Source organism: Paenibacillus herberti (assembly GCF_002233675.1).
GTDB lineage: Bacteria > Bacillota > Bacilli > Paenibacillales > Paenibacillaceae > Paenibacillus_O > Paenibacillus_O herberti.
In genome coordinates this window covers 225,183-246,000 of sequence record NZ_NMUQ01000003.1, presented here as the reverse complement: position 1 = coordinate 246,000, position 20,818 = coordinate 225,183, and the positions used below count along the sequence as shown (strand labels likewise).

The 20,818-nt window shown below is 52.2% G+C and carries 23 protein-coding genes; 2 read left to right on the top strand and 21 right to left on the bottom strand.

All coding sequences use genetic code 11. The features are described 5' to 3' along the window. Window positions 1-367 precede the first annotated feature (367 nt). A complete protein-coding gene (locus tag CGZ75_RS20615; RefSeq protein WP_245851001.1) occupies window positions 368-838 on the top strand; it encodes a helix-turn-helix domain-containing protein in 471 nt (156 codons plus the stop codon). Between the two features lie 64 nt (window positions 839-902). On the opposite strand, the gene CGZ75_RS20610 is transcribed toward CGZ75_RS20615, so the two are convergent. After that, window positions 903-1,424 (bottom strand): hypothetical protein, encoded by a 522-nt coding sequence (locus CGZ75_RS20610; protein WP_089526159.1) that lies wholly within the window; start codon window positions 1,422-1,424, stop codon window positions 903-905. A 105-nt stretch (window positions 1,425-1,529) separates the two neighbouring features. Continuing rightward, the gene (locus CGZ75_RS20605) at window positions 1,530-2,354 is read right to left on the bottom strand and encodes an imm11 family protein (RefSeq protein ID WP_089526158.1); all 825 of its coding nucleotides are present in this window, start codon (window positions 2,352-2,354) and stop codon (window positions 1,530-1,532) included. A gap of 177 nt (window positions 2,355-2,531) precedes the next feature. Here CGZ75_RS20605 and CGZ75_RS20600 point away from each other — a divergent pair, with 177 nt between their 5' ends. Next, a complete protein-coding gene (locus CGZ75_RS20600) occupies window positions 2,532-2,930 on the top strand; it encodes a helix-turn-helix domain-containing protein (protein WP_176444941.1) in 399 nt (132 codons plus the stop codon). Window positions 2,931-2,950: 20 nt separating this feature from the next. Here CGZ75_RS20600 and CGZ75_RS20595 read toward each other — a convergent pair whose 3' ends face one another. The 19 genes from CGZ75_RS20595 to CGZ75_RS20505 form a co-directional block, all read right to left on the bottom strand. Next, on the bottom strand, window positions 2,951-4,627 hold the full coding sequence (locus CGZ75_RS20595; protein ID WP_089526156.1) for an AraC family transcriptional regulator: 1,677 nt from the start codon (window positions 4,625-4,627) through the stop codon (window positions 2,951-2,953). Window positions 4,628-4,819: 192 nt separating this feature from the next. Next, window positions 4,820-5,818 carry an ABC transporter substrate-binding protein gene (locus CGZ75_RS20590; RefSeq protein WP_089526155.1) on the bottom strand — a complete coding sequence of 333 codons (999 nt, stop codon included), beginning with the start codon at window positions 5,816-5,818 and terminating at the stop codon, window positions 4,820-4,822. Window positions 5,819-5,994: 176 nt separating this feature from the next. Beyond that, a complete protein-coding gene (locus CGZ75_RS20585) occupies window positions 5,995-6,927 on the bottom strand; it encodes a manganese-dependent inorganic pyrophosphatase (RefSeq protein WP_089526154.1) in 933 nt (310 codons plus the stop codon). Between the two features lie 156 nt (window positions 6,928-7,083). Then, window positions 7,084-7,995: an ethanolamine ammonia-lyase subunit EutC gene (gene eutC / locus CGZ75_RS20580; protein WP_089526153.1), complete on the bottom strand. Its 912-nt coding sequence runs from the start codon at window positions 7,993-7,995 to the stop codon at window positions 7,084-7,086. Window positions 7,996-8,010: 15 nt separating this feature from the next. Further along, entirely contained in the window at window positions 8,011-9,381 is a 1,371-nt protein-coding gene (locus CGZ75_RS20575; protein ID WP_089526152.1) for an ethanolamine ammonia-lyase subunit EutB, read from the bottom strand. Between the two features lie 11 nt (window positions 9,382-9,392). After that, on the bottom strand, window positions 9,393-10,808 hold the full coding sequence (locus CGZ75_RS20570) for an ethanolamine ammonia-lyase reactivating factor EutA (protein ID WP_089526151.1): 1,416 nt from the start codon (window positions 10,806-10,808) through the stop codon (window positions 9,393-9,395). A 3-nt stretch (window positions 10,809-10,811) separates the two neighbouring features. Beyond that, window positions 10,812-11,273 (bottom strand): EutP/PduV family microcompartment system protein, encoded by a 462-nt coding sequence (locus CGZ75_RS20565; protein WP_089526150.1) that lies wholly within the window; start codon window positions 11,271-11,273, stop codon window positions 10,812-10,814. Then, window positions 11,274-11,609, bottom strand: a complete 336-nt coding sequence (eutS, locus tag CGZ75_RS20560) for an ethanolamine utilization microcompartment protein EutS (protein WP_089526149.1) — start codon at window positions 11,607-11,609, stop codon at window positions 11,274-11,276. Between the two features lie 12 nt (window positions 11,610-11,621). After that, complete coding sequence (locus CGZ75_RS20555; protein WP_089526524.1) at window positions 11,622-11,894, bottom strand: EutN/CcmL family microcompartment protein; 273 nt, start codon at window positions 11,892-11,894, stop codon at window positions 11,622-11,624. A 5-nt stretch (window positions 11,895-11,899) separates the two neighbouring features. Then, entirely contained in the window at window positions 11,900-12,730 is an 831-nt protein-coding gene (locus CGZ75_RS20550) for a hypothetical protein (RefSeq protein ID WP_089526523.1), read from the bottom strand. Window positions 12,731-12,753: 23 nt separating this feature from the next. Beyond that, the gene (pduL, locus tag CGZ75_RS20545; protein ID WP_089526148.1) at window positions 12,754-13,509 is read right to left on the bottom strand and encodes a phosphate propanoyltransferase; all 756 of its coding nucleotides are present in this window, start codon (window positions 13,507-13,509) and stop codon (window positions 12,754-12,756) included. Window positions 13,510-13,515: 6 nt separating this feature from the next. After that, window positions 13,516-13,803, bottom strand: a complete 288-nt coding sequence (locus CGZ75_RS20540) for a BMC domain-containing protein (protein ID WP_089526147.1) — start codon at window positions 13,801-13,803, stop codon at window positions 13,516-13,518. A 26-nt stretch (window positions 13,804-13,829) separates the two neighbouring features. Next, window positions 13,830-15,311, bottom strand: coding sequence for an acetaldehyde dehydrogenase (acetylating) (locus CGZ75_RS20535; RefSeq protein ID WP_217900092.1), 1,482 nt, complete (start codon window positions 15,309-15,311; stop codon window positions 13,830-13,832). Window positions 15,312-15,361: 50 nt separating this feature from the next. After that, entirely contained in the window at window positions 15,362-15,748 is a 387-nt protein-coding gene (locus CGZ75_RS20530; RefSeq protein ID WP_089526146.1) for a BMC domain-containing protein, read from the bottom strand. Between the two features lie 17 nt (window positions 15,749-15,765). Continuing rightward, window positions 15,766-16,416: an ethanolamine utilization microcompartment protein EutL gene (gene eutL, locus CGZ75_RS20525; protein WP_089526521.1), complete on the bottom strand. Its 651-nt coding sequence runs from the start codon at window positions 16,414-16,416 to the stop codon at window positions 15,766-15,768. A gap of 79 nt (window positions 16,417-16,495) precedes the next feature. Beyond that, entirely contained in the window at window positions 16,496-17,257 is a 762-nt protein-coding gene (locus tag CGZ75_RS20520) for an MgtC/SapB family protein (protein ID WP_245850999.1), read from the bottom strand. Between the two features lie 7 nt (window positions 17,258-17,264). Beyond that, on the bottom strand, window positions 17,265-18,263 hold the full coding sequence (locus CGZ75_RS20515) for a histidinol-phosphatase HisJ family protein (protein ID WP_089526144.1): 999 nt from the start codon (window positions 18,261-18,263) through the stop codon (window positions 17,265-17,267). Between the two features lie 2 nt (window positions 18,264-18,265). Next, on the bottom strand, window positions 18,266-19,045 hold the full coding sequence (locus CGZ75_RS20510) for a DeoR/GlpR family DNA-binding transcription regulator (RefSeq protein ID WP_089526143.1): 780 nt from the start codon (window positions 19,043-19,045) through the stop codon (window positions 18,266-18,268). A 396-nt stretch (window positions 19,046-19,441) separates the two neighbouring features. After that, the gene (locus tag CGZ75_RS20505; protein WP_089526142.1) at window positions 19,442-20,602 is read right to left on the bottom strand and encodes an MFS transporter; all 1,161 of its coding nucleotides are present in this window, start codon (window positions 20,600-20,602) and stop codon (window positions 19,442-19,444) included. Window positions 20,603-20,818 lie beyond the last annotated feature (216 nt).

The window sequence follows — 20,818 nt, the reverse complement described above, 5'->3', positions numbered from 1 at the left end:
TTAAAGAAACTCTTACGAATTTGCATGGCTATTACACTATTTTTTCGAGCATTGCCCATCCAATAGAGCGAAGAGCCTTAATAAATGCCTTTTTGGGAGGAGTAGGAATCAATGCTATTGGATTTGCAAAATCATTCGAAACTACTACCTCAGCCTGCCTTGCATTAGTAGTTTTTCCACTGTCGCTTACAGAAAAAACATTAACTTTATATATGCCATCTTTTGCCCAATATACGGGCTGATATGGCCCCATCGGGTTATTATATTGTATGCCATATAAATCTTGATTTTTAGTGATTCTGCCGTTCCAAGATACTGTAACTTTACCCTTTTGCTGATGGAAACGATGTTGCGCGTGCTTTCCGAGATGAACATAAACTCGACCCTCTACGCAAAGCAGTTTCGCAGCCGCGCCGAATCGGGCGATACGGAGGAAATGTGGAGTTATGTACTGGAGGTCAGCACCGTCATTTGCGAGCGAATTCAATATTCCAACACGCCGTCAGAAATGGAGATCGGAAGCAAGCTGCTGGACTACGTCAACCGGAACTACACGGAGTCCGACGTATCGCTCAAATCGCTGGCGGCGATGATCGACATGTCGGTTTCCAGCGTATCAAAAACGTTCAAAGAAGTGGCAGGCGTCAACTTCTACGATTATCTGTCCCGGCTGCGGATGGAACGGGCCAAGGAGCTGCTGCGCGAAAACAGTGGCGATATGGAGAAGATCGCCTCAACCGTCGGCTACGAAAATGTATACTCGTTTAAGCGCGCCTTTGCCCGATACGAGGGAATCAAGCCGGGCGAGTATGCACAGAAATGGGATGGCGCAGGGTGAAATAGTAAAGGCGAAAACGGCTATGAGGAGCCGTTTTCGCCTTTTGATTTTAGAAGCAGAAGCGTTACAGGTTATTAAACGTTAAAGTTAAGCCGCTGATCAGGTAGCCAATCGGATTATAAAGCGGGGCTCGCGCAATCTGCACGCTATCAAATCTTCTGTAAGGAATGCCAATTGTAGTTTCGCGGACTGCCATCGTTACAATTACTAGCCCATCCCGATCAAAGTCCCCGCCAAATCTAGGATTATGAACCAGGAAACTAGAAGTGACCTTAGTTAATCCAACAGGAGAAGGATTGACTACAAATACCGTAGTGCTGCCTCCATTAGGACGAAGGTTAAAGGATGTTGGATTCTGAGCGATATCTCCCGATATTTTATACATAAAAAAAGCGTAGCCGGTATTGTTAATGACGTGGAATTCCACCGAACCCGCTCCAATATTGGCAGCTTCTTCAGCTACGATAGTGTTAGGCAGGAAGGTGGAAACGACAATACAAAGAAGAATGAAAAGTACTAGTACCATACTTAATCTGGAGCTGCCGCCAAATCCGCTAGTTTCGGCCTGCCCAGCGTTGAGAATCATATTGATTCACTCCTGCTAGTCTCAATTTTAGATTCCATTAAATAGACTATGAGAGCAACAGGGAGAAGGTGGCGGCGCAAACCTAGCATGGTAAAACTTATATTTTTATGTAGCTGAATAATCGAGGTTGGCAGATTTTTCTGCTTCATGCCATGGAAGATAGAGAAGAACAGGCGGGATAAAAATCGGGTTATTCCAGGTATAACTTCCATCGTGAATAATGCTGCCGATCAGCACTTCTCCCTTGGAATCGGCCTGCAGCTTCCACTTCCCGCTCACCATTGCCCTTCCTTGCTCTACCATTGGGTAGGCTTCCGACCAACTAAATCGAGGTCCTTGATAGCTGTCGATCTCGGCAATACGCCGTTCGTAATTACGTATTCTCTCCGCTTCAATTCTGGCTGTTTCTTCTACATCTTCTTCCGAGTCCCACTCGAGTTCAAAATCTATACCTTTTATTTTGGTTTTCAGCACGGCATCACGAAATACATCAGTTACGAAGACGTCTGTATTTGCCGATTCTTTAACTTTAAAAATATTTCCCTCAATACGCTCTTCAACAAAAACAATTTTTTTGAATGCAACAACTGTACCATCTTCGTATCTTACCGTGTCAGATTGATCGTAATTAACGGCATTTGTTATATTCAAAACATTAATTAGAACATATTCCTTATCCCCAACAAGAACTTCTAGCGGCTGTATTTGATCCTTCATATATTCCTTAAGAATTTCATAAACTTTCTTGCTCATTGCAGGAATCCTCTGTAAAAATCTAGGGTAATTATTTCCAAATCCCTTCCTCACTACATTCATTTCCGTCCTATTCCAGTTATTTATATACTCGCCTGTGCAAAAGTCTAGATCTGCCTTTCTTTCTTTAAAAGTAACTGAATATTTAGCATTTGACTTTAGTGTCCAAATTTTCATAATATACCTCATACCTTTCTATCAATATATTTTCATCTATAACACTATTAACGGTCTTATTTTCTGATCTTTGAAATAGTTAAAAGAGATCACGCAACAGCCCCTGCTGCTGCGTGATCTCTTCTCTTTTGTTATACTCTTAAATATATGGAAAATCAAAGGAGGTTACTAGCTATTATGAAGCTTCAATCTTATTCGCTATTGCTTGCGAGCGTTGTCCTCGGAGTATCGCTAGTTGCCAGCAGCATTATTCTTGGTAAAGGCGTTTCATCCGATACGGCTGTGACAACTGCTGCCTCGCCTGCGCCTGTGCCGTCCGCCTCGGCAGCTGACGATAAGCCGTTAATTACAATTGAGGAAGCGGCCGAACTGCTTGGTTTGACTGAGCAAGAGTTTAGACAAATGCTAGCCGCCGAGCAGAGTAAGTTCAATCGTACTGGCTCCTTTACCGGAGAGATGATTCCCCATATTAAAATCGGAAACAAAATTCTGATAGCACGCGATGGGCTTATGCGCTGGCTGGACGACGCTTCTCGCTCCAGAAGAGAATACGTGGACGGATTCGTTACTAATTAACGGAGCCGTCCATCCTTCAGCTACAGCAGAACCTCTATAACATCCTCCACCTTGCGGTGATGAGATAGAATGCCGTAGTTCATCCAGGCCATAAAATCGACCTCATACACGCGGCCTGCCGCCACGGCCGGAAGCCTTCTCCATGGAGCGCTCCCGGTCAGCACGTCCGGCTCACCCGCATCCCGGTCATAAGCAATGAACAGATGGTCAGCCTTCAGATCCGCTATTGAGACTTCACTCAACTCCGCCATCCTTTTCCCGGCGGTCAGGCGGACAACAAGCGGATCGGGACTTAATCCCAAATCGCGATGAAGCACCCCGGCGGTAAACCCCCGTTCATAACCGTACAACGACGCTTTGTTCCCGCTGATCCGCAGAAACGCCGCCGTTTGAGAGCCGATGTGCCGGCTCAATCTGCGTTTGGCATTTGCCGCCTTGCGCTCGTAATCCGCCACGATGTCATCCACCAGCTCTTCGACGTCGATAACGGCGGCAAGAGAGCGAAGCGTCGCTCTCCAATCCTCGTGAAAATACGGCAGATTGAACAGCGGCGCGACCTGACGACATTCATCGAGCCCCCATCGCCGATACCCGTCGTTTAGCAATATCAGTTCAGGCTCCAAAGAAGCGAGCCGCGCCAAATCCGGAGAGGTGACATCGTACTCTGGCACGCCCTCCAGCTTCAAATAGTCTTGCTTGCCCCAGCGCGGATGGACTGTCTGCATAACAGGGAACTGGCCTAGTGCCAGCAAATAATCCTCTAGAAATGGAGCAAACATTCTTGTTCCACTCCGGTAAAGGCGGCGATATCGGCCTGGGGACACCCCTGTTGCGCCTTTAAAGCGGCGATTAAAATAATACTCATTATTGAACCCGGAACAGAGCGCAATTTCCGATAGGCGATCCCCCGTGAGCAGAAGCATCTGCTGCGCTCGCCCGATCCGCACCTCGTTCACATATTCGAGCGGGAGCCGACCGGTCTCAGCTTTGAATTGACGAGTATAGCGCCCCCGCTCCATTCCTGCAACCTCCGCGAGCTCTCCGACGCTTAATATTTCCGCGTATCGCTTCTCAATATATCCAATAGTCCGTTCAACCGCCGAAGCATGTCCCGCTTCGCTTGGCTCTGCCGCCCGATATTGGAGCAGCTGCCACATCAGCTCTTGAAAACAAATATCGCATTCGAGGCATGCAAGCGGTTCCGTGCTTCCTTTAAGCTTGAACAGCGTTTCGAGCAGCAGCAAACAACGGGAAAACGGCCTGAAGGATAACAGCTCCAGCTTTTCGGAAAACCTTAACAACGCGTTGGAACAGGTACCAGACTGCGGCTCTATGCCAGTGATTTCTGGATCCTGAACCCGTGCTTCCTTCGCTTCATCCCCCGCCTTATCGGAGAAAATGCCGCTGCGGCGCAGCTGCCGAAAGCGCAGCAAATATCCGCTCGCCCCCTCCAGCTCCAGCTCGTCGTCCGAGCTTTCTGCTTTTCCCGGAATATACAGGCCGGTTCCACGCTTCAGCAAACGGGCTTCTCCGCTTCCCCAGTGGACTTTTCCACCGTCCGAAGTTGCAATCAGAAGCGTGTCCCATCCGTCCAGCTGGGGAAGCCGGAGCACATCCTGCCTTTTGCCGAACAATCGGATATCCCCATATTCATACAAATAGCAAGACGGTTGATACCCGCTGACAACAGACTCCATCCCGTCTCCTCCTTAATCCACCAACCAATGAGAAGTATTCTCAATTAATATCAGTATATCGCAACATGCGAAAGAAAATCGATATCCTTGAAAATAAACCAACTCGGTTGATGGGCAAAATCAACATGGATCATACGACTTTAACTAAAAAAAGAGCTCTACAGCCGCTGTTTCCGGCCGAGAGCTCTCTCCCTATTCTTTTACAATCGCCTTCAGCAAATCATCCAGCTTCATCTGGTTCGATAAAATGGCGCCGGACTGCCAGTAGGTGCGATCCATTTTGTATACATGGCCGTTTTTGACCGCAGGCAGCGACTTAAACAGCGGATCGTCCAGCAGTTTGAACGCATCTGCATTCTCAGCGGAATCCCAGCCCCCGTTGGATGGGAAAATAATAATGCGATCTGCCTCCAGCTGCGGGATGAATTCCGGCGACAGCACCTGCTGGTACTCCTCCATGCTAGCCGCAAGCGGGATAGGCGTTAATCCGAATTGGGAAAATACGATTCCGGTGAAACGGTTTTTCACGCCGAACAGTGCGATCGTTTTTTCCGCCACATTAATGCGCAACACGGCTACTTTATCGGTTCCTACTGCAGCCTGGAGCTTGGCCTTGCCGTCCGCAACTTTTTGATCATAGGCTTGAACGACCTCCCGCGCTTTATCCTCCATGCCGAGCACTTCACCAATTTTCAGCAGCGTTTCTTTCGGATCGTCCAGCACGTCTTCCTGCAAGCGGTAGGTTGGAGCGATTTTGGCAAATTGATCGTATTTCACCTTGTCCGCGCCGCCGTCTACTATAATGAGATCGGGATCGTAATTCAGCAGTGCTTCCACCTGGCCGGTATAATTAAAGGTTGGGACGTCCAGCTTCAGATAATCCTGTTTGCCCCACATCGGATTGTACCATTGAACGACCGGCGTAACGCCCAACGCTTTCAAATAATCCTCTACGTATAATCCGGCGATCCGCTGCGGATTCATCGGAATTTCAACCTCCCCGAACTCGTCCTGCATCTTTTTCGTTGTCGCTGTTGCTTCCTCGCTATTATTGCCCGCCGCATTTTCTTTCTGTGTATTTTCTACGGCTGTGGCGTTATTGTTGGAAGTTTCGTTCTGCCCGCTGCCGCAGGCCGCCAGCCCAACCAGCAGCAGTGACGCCAACGCAGTTATGACCCATTTTTTGCTCATTATGTATCCCTCTCCTGATGAATTAATTGAGATTCATTCTCATTAAAGCCTGTTCCCATCGTACCGGAGAGCGTCCGAACGGGCAATGCACTTTCTCCGACGGATTTTTATACAATCTCGAAGTTAACAAACAAAAAACGCCTCCCTTCGCAGGGTAGGCGCTTTTCTCAACTCAATTATTTCTTAGAAAGAATTTCCGTCAGAACTGGAACAACCTGAGCCTTGCGGGACACGATGCCTTTCAGCGTCGCTTTGTTGCCGTCCAGCTTGACGCCGAATGCTTCCTCCACAGCTGCCGCATGTTTGCCAAGAACGATCGCTACGGAGTCATTGTTCAGAATATCCGTCGTGACGAATACGAACAGGTCCAATCCTTTGGAAGCGATGATGTCGTTCAACGCTGCTTCAACTTCAGCTTCGCGGGAGAAAACATCGTTCAGGTCAACAGCGTTGACTTGAGCGATCTCAACTTTGGCCGCGCCCATGGAGAACTCCTTGGAGTCGAGGCTGACCAGCTGAGCAATCGTTTTGTCGCTGAGATCAGCGCCGGCTTTGAGCATGTTGAGACCGTAGAACTCGGCGTCCACTCCAGCGATTTGGGCCAGCTCGCGAGCTGCCGCTACTTCTTGCTCCGTGCAAGTTGGGGATTTGAACAACAGGGAGTCGGAAATGATCGCCGACAGCATCAGGCCAGCAATCTCTTTTTTCACGGCTACGCCATGCTCTTTGTACAGCTTGAGCAGAATCGTCGCTGTGCAGCCGACTGGCTCAGCACGGTAGTACAGCGGAGCCTTCGTCTCAAAGTTGGCGATACGGTGATGGTCGATAACTTCAATAACCGTCACATCATCGATATCGGAGGCGCTTTGTTGGCGCTCATTGTGGTCAACGAGAATAACTTGTTTGGCTTCAGCAGCTACTGCTTCAACAAGACGAGGCGCAGCCACGCCGAATTGATCCAATGCATATTGAGTTTCACTACTTACCGCGCCAAGGCGGATTGCTTCTGCGTTCAGGCCAATCTGATTTTTCAGTTCTGCATAGGCAATCGCCGAGCAGATCGTGTCGGTGTCAGGGTTTTTATGACCGAAAACTAGTACTTTTTCCATCATCGTACTCCTCCGCAAATAAATTCGTATAAGACCTGTCCCCGATTATACCTCAAACCCGCTCGGCAAACCATACCTTTACAGCGAAAAACCGACAATTCCGATGGTTAATTCATCTCTGGCCTAATAAGCATATCCAAATGCCTCGCCTTGCAGCTATATGACAAGCTTTACTCCGCTCGTTTTTTGCTCCAGCATCTTGGAGACGATTGTGCCGATATGCGCTCCTCCTTCAACGGGCGGCGTTCCTCCCTGATGAATATTGGACAGCACGGTACGAGCCGATTCCACCATTCCCTTTCTAGGTCGGTAACACATATAAGCGCTCATCGATGAGGAAGACACGAGCCCAGGCCGCTCGCCAATCAGCATAACGAGGACATCCGGTTCCAATATTTCTCCGATATGATCCATCACCGCCACACGTCCGCCCTTGACGAATATCGGCGTGCCCGCCTTCAGCCCATAAGCGTTAAGAGAGTCCATCAACGAGGGGTACACGTCAGAGAGATTATGCTCAATCGCGTTGGCGCTCAACCCGTCCGAGACGACAATTTGCACTTGCGCTCGCTTCTGGCATCCTGACCGCAACCGGTCGATGCTCTCGTCCGTCAGCAGCCTGCCCATATCGGGGCGTTTCAAATAGTTTTCCGTGTTCTCGTAGAGCGTTTCTACTTGAAAAAGCTGAAACTTCTCGATCAGCTTATCGCTAACTTCGCCATAAACTGTGTCCACAGCTCCAGCGTGATCGCAGCGGAAAAGCAGCATTTCCCGGGTTAACGGCCGCGTCCCCGCTCTCCATACGCCAATTCGGGCAGGCGTCGCAGCTTGCAGCTCCTCCAGCATTTCCGCCGAACGCGGCTGCGGAATATTGTTTCTCCGGTTATGCCTTGGCCCAGTAAACGATTCGTTTGATTCCACCACGGCAGACGGCAACTGTTCCTGTTGATGGAATTCGTCATTGATGCGGCTTTGACTCGTCCCCTTTTCCTCCGATGTCGTGCCAAGCCGCTGTTGGAGCTCCTGCATAATTCGGGTGGTCATTTCCTCCAAATCTAACGAATCCATGCCGCCTGCACCTCCCTATCGAAATGAATGGAATAACGTCGGGTCTCCAGCATCTGCCGTCAGCTTGCCGTTTGCCATAATCCCCATATTCTCCAGCCATTGCTCAAATGCAGGCGCCGGCCTGCGCCCGAGCGTTTCTCTTAAAGTCGCGATATCGTGGAAGCTTGTCGATTGATAGTTCAGCATGCAGTCGTCCGCCATCGCAACTCCGATTAGGAAATTAACGCCTGCCGACGTCAGCAGCACCGACAAGTTATCCATGTCGTTCTGATCCACCTTCATATGATTCGTATAACAGACGTCAACGCCCATCGGCAGTAGATGCAGCTTGCCCATAAAGTGGTCTTCCAGCCCTGCGCGGGTAACTTGTCTGCCATCATACAAATATTCCGGGCCGATAAAACCGACAACGGTGTTTACGAGAAACGGCTTAAACCTTCTCGCCAATCCGTAACAGCGCGCTTCCAGCGTCACCTGATCGATGCCGTGGTGAGCGCCTCCGGACAGCTCCGAGCCTTGCCCCGTCTCGAAATACCAGAAGTTTGGCCCGGCGGATGTGCCTTGGCTGCGAACAAGCGCGTCCGCCTCGTTCAGCAGCGCAAGATCGATGCCGAATGACGTGTTCCCGGCTTGCGATCCCGCAAGACTCTGGAAGATGAGATCCGCATAACCGCCATTCCTGATCGCCCGCATTTGCGTGGAAATATGCGCCAAGACGCAGTTTTGCGTCGGAATGCTCCATTTGTTCATGACTTCTTTCGTCATGTTCATAATCGCTTTTACGCTGTCCGTTGTATCGATTACGGGATTGATGCCGATCACGGCGTCTCCGATCCCATAGCTCAACGCCTCATACAGGGCCGCCTGAATGCCGGTCACATCGTCGGCCGGGTGGTTAGGCTGCGCCCTTCCTGATAACACACCGCGCTGGCCGATGGAAGTGTTGCAGTGGGTAATGACTTCGATTTTAGCGGCGGCTTGAATTAAATCCAGATTGCTCATCACCTTGGCGGCAGCCGCGATCATTTCGCTTGTCAGTCCTCTGGAGATGCGCCTGATCTCGTCCGTTCCGGTCGTGGAAGCAAGCAAATACTCGCGCAATTCGGCAACGGACCAATTGCGGATTTCGGCATAGATTTTCTCGTTTATATCTTCCTCAATTACCCGGGACACTTCATCGTCTTCGGGTGGCAGAAGGGGGTTTTCGCGAATATCGGATAAGGTCAAATGGGCCAACACCCACTTCGCCGCCATTCGTTCTTTGGCATTTTCGGCCGCAAGGCCTGCGAGCTGGTCCCCAGACTTCTCTTCGTTGGCTTTCGCCATCACTTCCTTTAAATGACGAAAAGAATACGTTTTGCCGAGCACCGTCGTTGATAGATTCATCCGTACTCCTCCTAACCGCTGTGGAACGCCAGCGTCTTCACAATAACCGGAATCATCGTATCCCGGATCGGTTCCCCCAAATCCAAATAATCTCCAAACTCGACTTTGATCTGGTCTACGCACACAATGGATAATTCTCCGGATGAGCGCAGCTTCAGCGCTTGGCCGAGCGCCTTGCCCATATCGTTCTCGCATAACACGATCAACGTCCGGCAGCCCGGAATCATCGTCCGGTAATGGGCAACAAGCGATTCGGAAAGCTGTCGGATCAGTTCGTAAGTGACTGTCTGCAACTGGGGAATAAACAGCGCAAAAGGCGGGCAAGCATCGGCATCGTATACTTGCAAGCCGAGCTCGATCGCCTTTTTCACCTCTAAGTTGTCCAGCTTTAAGACAGGAATGTTTTTCATCGGCAGCAGCCCCGGGGAAATATGAATCGTAGCACCGCTTATCTCCGTGCTCTGCATACCCGCTCCGATTACCGTCGCCCTGAAAGTATAATCGGGAACAGCAAGCGCGAACGGATAATGTCTCGCTTCTTCGCGCAAACAAGCTGCCAAAAGCGGGCCGAAGTCGCCGTACACAGCCGTTTCCGGCAAGCTTCGCGGGTTGGCGGAAATTAACATGCCCCCTACGCCGCCGGAAACCATCAGCTCTTCGACCGGCGGCATGATCGGCACTTTCCCATTCACGCTCAGCAGTGCACCGGTTGAATTCGTATCCCCTGCCAAGCAATCAAGCATACTGCGGCTCATTTGCCTTGCAACCTCTTTCAGGTAACCGAAACTTACCGTCTGGCCAGCCTGAAGCTTGAACCCGTTGGCATCCAGCCATGGCCGGATCGCTGCGGATAAATACGTCACTTCGCCGTCCGGGCGAAGCCGAATTAATCTTCCCCCGACATGGAACGTCACCGTCTCCACCATATGTCCCCGGCGGAAAAACGAGGTGTTCGCCGTCCCCCCGCCGACATCGACATTGCAGACGACTCCGCGCATTTGCAGTGATCGCTTCATCGCCCCGGAGCCTTTACCCGCAAGCAGCGACTCCAGATCAGCGCCCGCAGTCGCGACGACAAAATCACCAGCTCTGTCGGCAAGCGAGTGCAGCAATTGCTTAGCATTGCCCTTGTTTGCTGTTTCTCCGGTAATAATCACCGCGCCCGTTTTAATGTCGGACAGCCGGATGCCCGCCGCTTGATATTCTTTTTGCAGCCACATCGACACCTCGGCCATATCAATTTCAGTCTCGCTAAGAAGCGGCGTTGATGTAACCTCGCTCTCGTAGGCGAGCAGCCGCTCGACAATTTCAAATCGCGGCAAGCCGAAAGGGCTCGATTTGCGGGCCAGCTTTAACCGGCTGACAATGAGCTTCATCGTGCTTGTGCCGAGATCGATGCCGACGCTTATGATCCATTGTTCATCCATAAGCTATCCCCTATCGCTCTTTCCCTTCGGCTGAACCAGGCTTTCGATCCGTTCGCGCAGCTCTTCTATGCCCTCCAGCGTCATCGAGGACACTTCGAAGATGTCTCCTTTCGGCATCGCTTGCCGCAAGAAACGCTTCGCTTTGGCCGTATCCGCCTTCGGACTGTCGATCTTCGTCACAACACCGAGCGATGGAACCGGAAACCCTCCGGCAAAGCCGGGCGGAAAATAGCTGCGCTCCCGCGTCGCGTCCTGAACGAGTACGAGCAGGCGCGTGTCGAAGGAGGTTGCGATCAGAAAGCGGTACTGCAGCGGATTCTCGCAGTATTCCCCAGGCGTATCAATGAGCCAGTCCCGGAATACGAGGCTTTGGGTTTTGGAAGCAGGCCGCTCCTCATTAAGCAGCGCCCGGATTAGCGTAGATTTGCCGGCGCCGACCGAACCGATGACCATCGCACGCTTCATCTACGATCTGGTGATGGAAGCCGGGGTAAAGTCCAGCTTCCCGCTTAAAAATTCATTGACGGCTACCATGGCCATCTCTACCGCCGACACTTCGCCGCTAACGACGAGCGAGCCGGTGAAGCGATCCAGATAACCGATCCCGACTACGGCTGCTTTTGTCGCGATGTCTGCGGCGATGATCGCCGTTTCCGTCGGTGTAAGCGTCATAATGCCGATCGCGCCCGCTTCCTCGAGCCCCAGTCTCTCATAAAGGATGGGATCGGGGTTCGCAATAATATGAGACAAAGTGATCTGTTTGCCCGGTACATATTCTTGAATGACTCGTTGCTTTTCCATAGCTTGGCCTCCTTACGGCTCCCCGACCTCCAACGAATCGACGATTCCGACGATAATTGCATCAATCGGCACAACTTTCTGCGGAAACAGCATGCGTGCGGGATTGCCTCGGGAGACAATGACTCGCTCTCCCACACCGGCGCCGATCCGGTCAACGGCGATTACCGTCTGACCGGAACTGTTGCCGAAGCAGTCGATCGGCTGAACGATCATCAGCTTCAAGTTTTCCATGCCGGTTTCCTTCTGCGTCGCCCACACGCTGCCGACCACTTTGCCCAGGAGCATTTCCATCATCCTTTATCCGAAAAGTGCAGGACAATCCCTTTGTCCCTTAACAAATCTTTAGCCAAAGGGGACACGATCGTCCCGCGCTCCACTTCAAGCAAGCCGTTGAGCGAAGCCGCCTGGGCGGACACCCAATCCGCCGTAATCAACGCGACATCCGGCCTCGTTGTTGCCGTACGGGAGGCCGTTGCTGCGGCGGACGAGCCGTCAGCCTCATAGCCGACCCCATCGCTCTTCAGCAGTTCAAAGTAACGGACAACTTCTCGTGACAACTCCTGTCCCGGCCCGAACATAATGCCCAGTTCCTCCAGCTCAGCCAGCCGTTTTTGAAACAGCTTCGTGTAACCTGGGGATAGGCTCAACACCTTTAACGTTTTGCGATCGTTCCTTTTAACTCCCGGGCTATCCTTCCCAACCCACACCGGCTTGTTCAGCAGCAGCGCGGAGAAAACGATTTCCGCTTTAACCGACCCTTTCAAGCCCGCAGCTATACGCGAGGCGTTATCCAGATCGATCTCCGGAATGACGACGCCGTCGTAATCTTTGGGCAGCTCAATCGGAGCAGGCGCATATTCATCAATGGCAATTGTCTTGCCTGCGCCGGACGACTCCATACGGCTCATCCCGATCCAAGCTGACGTTACGCCGTCCAGGAACACGAGATCATATTCGATTCCGTGATTGTCTAATAAAATGAATTGGTCTGAGTGCCCCTCATGCGCGCGGCTGTCGCAGAAAATAAAAAGCAGTTTCGGCGCTTTCCGCTGCAGATTCGGCTTGTCGGACAAGCTCATTATTTCCCTGGCAATATCTTGGACAAGCTGTCGAATGTCCACGTTTTCACCGCTTTTCTGTATCATTAAGTCGAGAGGCCTATAATTGACGCGCGGTCTCCCTGATTGATAAATCCGGCATTCGCTTCATCGGTGTCGATATGGAGATCAAGCGAGAAACGCGGGTCAACACGGATGACGACCTCATGAAGATCGAGCGGACGCTGTCCATGCGTTCGAACTTGCACGCGATTCCCGTTTTTCACCCCGTAAGCTTGGGCATCTCCGGGCGACATATGGATATGAGCCTTGGCCACAATGACCCCCTGCTCGAGATAAACGAAGCCTTTCGGGCCGTAGACGGCAATGCCCGGCGTATCCGCGATAACACCAGACAGCCGCAGCGGAGGATGAATCCCGATCTGAAACCCGTCCGTTCGGCTGATTTCCACCTGAGAAGCGCCCCGAGACGGGCCCAGTATGCGAACGTCCTTAAGCATGCCTTTTGGACCGGCAAGCGACACGGTCTCTTTTGCGGCGAATTGGCCCCTCTGCGACAATTCCTTAAGCGGGCTAAGCGCATACCCAGGGCCGAACAGCTTCTCGATATGCTCGACGGACAGATGAATGTGCCGGTTGGATACGCCAATCGGGATGTCCGGCAATGCCGGTGAAGCTTGCTTCCCCGACATCGCGCCTGACTTTCCGACGGTAATGCCCCGGCTCTGTAAGAAATCTCTCGCCGCCGGCGTTAATTGGCAGCCTTCGCTGAGTACATAAGGATTCGGCAATCCTCCTTTGCTCAGCGAAGCCCGCAATTGCATTTCCGTAATGAAGGGCATAGTTGATTATCCTTGAACGCGCGGCAGAATGCCCTCAACATCCGTGTGCGGTCTTGGGATAACATGAACGGACAACAGCTCGCCCACTTTTTCGGCAGCCGCTGCGCCCGCATCCGTAGCAGCCTTAACAGCGCCTACGTCTCCGCGCACCATAACGGTCACGATTCCGCCGCCTACGTGTTCCTTGCCGATCAATTTGACGTTGGCCGCTTTCACCATTGCGTCCGCCGCTTCGATTGCGCCTACCAGCCCTTTTGTCTCAACCATGCCTAATGCTGTGTATTCTCCTGCCATTTGTAATTCCTCCTCATAGGATCAAGTTATGAATTGCCAGCTTGAATTTCTTCCAGCACCTTACGAATAATGTCCTTTACTTCGTCGCGGCTGATCTCCGCAGCAAGTTTACTTTCGACTTGCCGGGCAGCCTGGTCGATTCGGTTGTCCAGCTCCATTTCCCGGAGGCCGAAGGCGACACGTTTGATATTGATTAGATGCATCGGACCTACGTTGTCGGAAGTGATGTTGTGGCCGTAAGAGCCGCATCCGAGCGTAAGCGACGGGAAAATGCCACTAGTCGCACCGATCGCCCCGAACGTCGTCCCGGCATTCACAATAATCCGTGAAGCCGGCTTCTCCAGGCCAAAAGCTTCAATGACGTCCATCTCCTCGCAATGAATGCCGAGCGAATGTCCCAGCCCGCCGTTTTCCAGCAGCTTCGTGCACGTCAGGCAACCGTCGCGCCAATTGTCGCATGTGTACAGCGCCAGAATCGGACACAGCTTCTCGAGCGAGAACGGAACCGCTTTGCCGATTTCCGTCTCTTCGGCGACGAGGACCCGGGTGCCTGCCGGAACCGCAATACCTGCCATTTCTGCGATAAGCGTCGCAGAACGGCCGACGATATTGGGATTAAGCCTGCCGCCCGCCAAAATGACGGAAGCAACTTTGCTTTTCTCCTCCGAATTCAGCATGTACCCGCCATTAGCGCGAATTTGCTCCATGACTTGCGTTTTAACCGCTCGATCGGTGACAATCGCTTGCTCGGAAGCGCAGATCGTTCCGTAGTCGAACGTTTTGCTTTCAAAAATTCGCCGAACCGCCTCTTTGACTTTTGCGCTTTGATGAATGTACGCCGGCACGTTGCCGGGTCCCACGCCGTAGGCCGGCTTGCCCGAGCTGTACGCGGAACGCACCATTGGCGTGCCTCCGGTAGCTAGTATCAAATCGGACAGCTTCGACTTCATCAGCTCTTGCGTCGCTTCCATCGTCGGCTCAGTTATGCAGGCGACCGCATCCTTCGGACCACCCGCCCGCTCGATCGCGCTCTGCATGATGCGCGCCGCCTCCAGCGTACAAGCAAGCGCCGAAGGATGCGGACTGAACACGATGGCGTTCCTTGTTTTAATCGAGATCAACGCTTTGTACATCGTTGTCGACGTCGGATTGGTGGAGGGGACAATGCCGCAGATGACTCCGAACGGCTGAGCGATTTCCCACAGCTTGTTTGCCTCGTCCTTGCGGATAATACCAACCGTCTTCATATCCTTAATGGCTGAATAGATCGTGCGTACCGCGAACAGGTTTTTCGTTTCTTTGTCCGCTGCATTGCCAAAGCCAGTCTCGTCCGCCGCCATTCGAGCCAGACGTTCCGCTTCGCGCTCTCCGGCCTCCGCCATCGTGCCGACAATCGCGTCTACCTTTTCCTGGGACAGCGCTTCCAGCGCTTTCTGCGCCGTTTTCGCTTTGCGCAGCAGCTCGCGGGCTTCTTGAATCGATCTAAGATCCTTATCTTCGATAGCCAAACCTCTTCACCCCTTACGTGCCGATATTCACGTCAGCCAACTTCCAATGGTTAGCTTTCCTGCGCCGGCTTTGGGGACTTGGGGGCATCGGTTGCGCCTGCCGCTTTCGCAGCCGCAGCAGGTGCTCCGCTTGCCGTCGCCCCCTTGACCGCCGTCTTTTTTTGGATCCATTCCGTAAAATCAAACGCCGGCCTCGGAATAACGCTGTAATGGAGCAGCTTGCCAAGCGTCTTCGCCATTTCCATACCCGCACGAACGGCCTCCTGTACGGAGGATACATCCCCATAGATGTAAACGGTCATAATGCCGGCATCCGCCTTCTCATACGTGTGCACTTTCACATCAGCGGTCTTGGCCGCCGCGTCTGCTGCCGCAATCAGAGCGACAAGCCCCATCGTCTCAATCATGCCGAGCGCCTGCCCATTCCCTTCTGTCATTCGCCTCTCCTTTCTCGCTAGAAGTCTATCGGCTTGATCGCTACGTTTCTAACGCCTGCAGCGAATGCTTCAGCAGCCGCTGTGCAATCCGACTGGCTGCCGGTCAGCAGCGCGCCCGCAAAGTTTGTCTCCGTCGGCGGGCCGAAAAACCGGCAAAGCCTGACGTTCGCCGCCTTCATCGCGAGATCAAGACCGATCATCGCCTCCGCTGGCGGCGCGATCAAATAAGCGAGCGGCTCGCCCGGGCGAATGCCCGCCAGCTCCGACAAATACGTTCCCGTCCTGGAAACAACGTGAGCGTAATAGGCATGAGAGCCTTCCTCGTTCAAGGAATAAAAGCAGGCCGAGCGCCGCATCGTTTCCACCGCGGCGTCCAGGCCGCTTTTCACTTCTTCCGGGTTGGCCCCGCCGAGAATGCCGATGAACTCACCCGATAACGGGCCGGAAGCATGCGCCGAACCCCCGTAAAACGACTTTGCGTACACAACCTCCACGTCGGCTTTTTTTGTCGCTTCGTCAATCGCGGTATACCCGACATCATCAATCGTGCAAGTCAATATGCCCAGGCTGCGAATATGCGGCTTGACCTGCAGCTGCGCGCCAAGCTCGGGGTCCACGTTCGGAATGACGCGCACGGTGAGAGGCACTGCCCGTACTTCTCGATCCATCCTGACAACCACCTTATCATCCGTTTGTTCACCGCTTACGAATTTATAAGTTTCGCGCCCCATGCTTGGTTTCCGCGACTCAGCTGGTAGCTTCCAGCTTTCCTTTGCTGTCTTTCGGTATTTTCTGCGCTTTAGTAGCGATACACTGATAGTCGACTTTCACGACTCCATCGGTCGTTCTTAAATCATCCAGCAAGTAAGGAATCTTCTTGAATTTCTCGACTTTCAGATTCAACCGCAGATTCACCAGCGAACCCGCATGATTATCTGCCAGGTAATCCGTTGAAATGTGAGTGATCGTCGCCCCGTACTGCTCCATTCGCGCTATTACCGTTTGCAAGCAGGACGGCCCGTCCGTCATCGCCAGGCCAACCTCAATCTGCTTGCGGTTTCGAGTAAAATACTTCTCCAGCTTGTTCAGCAGGAACAAACTGACAAGAACGAGAAAAGCGGTAAGCAGCGCCCCATAGTAGAAACCAGCGCCTACGGCCAGGCCTAGCGCAGCGACAACCCACAGCGACGCGGCCGTCGTCAGGCCCGAGATCGACAAGCCCGTGCGCAAAATCGTTCCCGCGCCGAGAAAACCGATGCCGCTGATCACTTGGGCGGCCAGACGAGCAGGGTCCATACGGACATTCGCTTCATAGGCGAATTGGCTGAAACCGTAAATCGACAACAGCATAATGAGCGCGGAGCCCAGACAAACGAGAATATGGGTGCGGAAACCCGCCGCATGATCTCCCCATTCTCTCTCTAATCCGATTAAGCCGCCGATAATCAGCGCGGACACGATCCGAATCGTCAGTTCGGCATGGCTAATCTCCCATATGCCAGGCGTCATGTGCATTTCACTCGTCCCATTTCACACTTATTCTTTGCTTTTTCTCGAAATACACGATTTCTTCGTAACCTGTGCGCTTGGCTAACGCCATCGCCTCATCCAGCAACGTGCCGATATCGTCCGGAAAATGTGAATCCGAGCTTAGCGTAATCGGCACGCCGTGCGCATGAAGCCTGCTCAGGAACGCGGGACTTGGACACATTTCCTTAACCGGATATCGGTAAGCAAGACCCGTATTGATTTCCGAAGCGACGTTCGCTTTTTTAAGCGCGGCGGCTACTTCGTCATACAGATCCAGCAGCAGCTTCTCGTCCGGTCTGTACCCGAACACTTTCAAATTGTCGAGATGGGCTATAATATTGAACATTCCGGAGTTGGCTGCTTTGATTACATGCTCGAATAAATACTTGTACAAGCCTAGCAGATCCTTGCTCTCATAAATTTCCTTCGTCTCCGGGTTGTCGAAACCCCAGCCATCCAGGAAATGAACGCTTCCAATGACGTAATCCAGCTCATACTTGTCCAGAAGAGACTTTAGCTCCTCCTCCCCTCCCGGAAAATAATCGGCTTCCACGCCGACGGACAATGGGTAGCCCTTCCTCTGCAAGTTGCGCGCGGCTGTGAGGAACTCGTCAATCGAGCCAATGCGAACCCGGTCATACCAGTAACGCTGAAGTTTTCCGAGCTCGCTGTCGTCCATCAAAATATATTTCTCGTAATAATCGCGGAACTCCTGGAACCGGTAGAGATGATCGACCATCCCGAAGCGTTGAATCCCTTTTTTCTGGCCTTCGATCATGTACGCCTCCAGCCATCTTTCGGAGAAGCATCCTTCGTCCAATCTTAGTTTCAGTCGATCTATCGTATGCTCAATCCATGGCAGCGTATTCGGCTTGCTGTCCGGCTTCGTTTCCCCAGGCACGGTTTCCAGCGCCCTTGCCGTTCTCTGCAGCCAAGAAAAGGAGTAAGGGCCTTCCTCAAGATGGAAATGAAAATCTACTTTCACTGTTAGTCCTCCTTGTCTGCGATGAAAATTTCAATATCTCTTTCGTTCAGGTTTTTCTGCCATTCCTCCGGACATTCGCGATCGGTCACAATGGAGTAGACGTCATCCAGCGAACATATTTTGGCGAACGTCGCTTTGCCAAATTTGGACGAATCTGCGAGAAAAATCGTCTCATCGGCTCTTTCGATCATCTTGCGGGAAATCGTAGCTTCCGAAAGCTCGTAATCCGTAACGCCGTCCTTCAGCGACAAGCCGCCTGCCGAGAGAAACGTTTTGTTCACCCTAAGCTGGTCCAGCATCAACTCAGAAAGCGGGCCGGACGTTGTTTTCTGATGTTTGTTCAGCTCCCCGCCGGTAAAAATAATCCGACCTGGAAACACTTCCATCGCAAGCAGCATCGCCGGCGCCGAATTGGTGACGATCGTTACATCCGAACGGTCGCCGAGGTTGCGAATCACTTCCAGCATCGTTGTCCCATTGCCGAGCATGACCGTGTCCCCGTAATTGATCATGGCAGCGGCATATTTGCCGATAGCCGCCTTCTGGGCGGCATTGATCAGCGTTTTCTGCTCGAACGGCAGTTCCGACGAATCGGCTCTTACTTTGACGGCCCCGCCATATACCTTTTTCAGCTTTCCATCGTTGTCCAGACGTTCCAAATCGCGTCTGATTGTCTCGGCGGATACGTTAAACTCGTCGGCGAGCACCGTCACCTCGACTTTGCCTTCTTTGCTCACGTACTCCAATATTTTTTTCTTTCTCTTCTCAAAGGATAAAGACATAACGCCACCCTATTCCGATTTTTTAAGGCTTTTCAAAATGCATGACATGGCCAATTATTGAAGCAAGCGTAACCTTGTCCTCCTCCGAATAAGCCCCGCCAGCAGCCGTTTCAACTGCGCTGACCGCCTGAATGGCTTCCGCCTTAACACAAACATTCCATTTGGATTTATGTTGATTGTTGTTGTTTCTTCATTAAATTATAAGCGCTTACATACGTGTAGTCAACAAACTTCCATAAATCCAGAGCTCAACTTCATCCGCCTCGGCATTGGATTTCAAAAAAAGCCGCCTGTCCACAATCGGACAGGCGGCTTAACGCGATTAATGACCGGAAGCGTACTCCCGTTCCTGCTCGCTCGGCGACAGCTTAGGTGTTTCTATTCACTTGCAACTTGTTACTCCGCTACCGGCTCTTGCATCCCCTTACTGCTGCGGGATAAATAAAGGCCAAGCAACAGGCCAAGCAAGGAAAGTCCTGAAATATAAAGGTACAGCGTTTTGCCGCCGAGTGCATCATACATCCAGCCTCCTGCATAGGAAGCGACGATACCGGATACGCCGAAGAACAATAGCGCCAGCACGGTCTGACCGGTTGCTTTCCATTCCGTCGGGACGATTCGATACAGATATTGAATGGCTGCCGCGTAGAACACCGGGAAGGTGACAATCTGCAATAACTGCAGCAGCACAAGCCCGTACGGCTCCGTTATCCATGCACTTAAGAAGAAGCGGATGAAATAGAAAAAGCCAGCAATCGAGATGAGCATGAGCTCTTTACCCTTGCGCAGCCACCAGAAGCTGAGGGCAAAAACAGCAATTTCGCTGCCCGCAGCAAGGAACCAAGCTTGTCCCAGTAGCTCTGGGCTACCTCCAAGATCGCGAATGTATACGCCGAGGAACGTGTCATTGACTCGCTGCGGCACGGCGCTGATGAAGATCAGCAGCAGGAAAAGCGCCGTCTGGCGGTTGCGCAGAAATTGGCCCAAGCTGGCCAGCTTAACGGGTTGGCCCGTTGCCCTGGCATCCGGCAGCTTGAAGCAGATGATAATGCCTACCACGCCGACAACGGCGAACAGCGGCCCTAAACTTTTTGAGCCGAGACCAGTCATCACATACCCGACGATCAGGGACATGACCGCATAACCGAATGCACCGTAAGTACGGATCGAGCCGTAGCTGACACCAGCGCTTTCCGCCGTGCGGAAGTTCAAGCTCTCTAACAGAGGATCGATCGGCATTAAGAAAAAGTAGAGAATCATCGCCAAGCCAAGCAGCATGGGGAAGCTGGACGTCCCGTACAGCAAATAACCCGTAAGCGTAGCGCAAACGGTCAGCAGCAGCATGACTTTGCGTACGGTACGCATCCTATCGCTGATCATGCCCCAAAGGGGCTGGGAGATGATCGTGACAAAACCGCCTGTTCCTGTGATGAGACCAATTTGAACCGTGGACAAGCCCTGAAGATCCAGGTAGACCGGCATGAAGGAGACGAATACGGCGAGCAGAGCGAAGTAAATAAAATTGTAAGCTTTGAGAGTTGCAGTTCCTTGTTGCATAGGGATTCGTCAGGCCTCTTTCGTGCTTATTCGCTTGCATATTGGATAGCGTTCCCCTAGCTTACCACAGGTAAGCGGAAATTGGGCCGCCTCCGGGATTGACATTATAAAAGGCTGCTTCCTGTCCCGAGTTCGGACAGGAAGCAGCCTTTGGCAAGCACAGTATAACTTCAGCACAAAACATGCTGGAGGAACCCGCTAGAGCCGAGTCGAGCA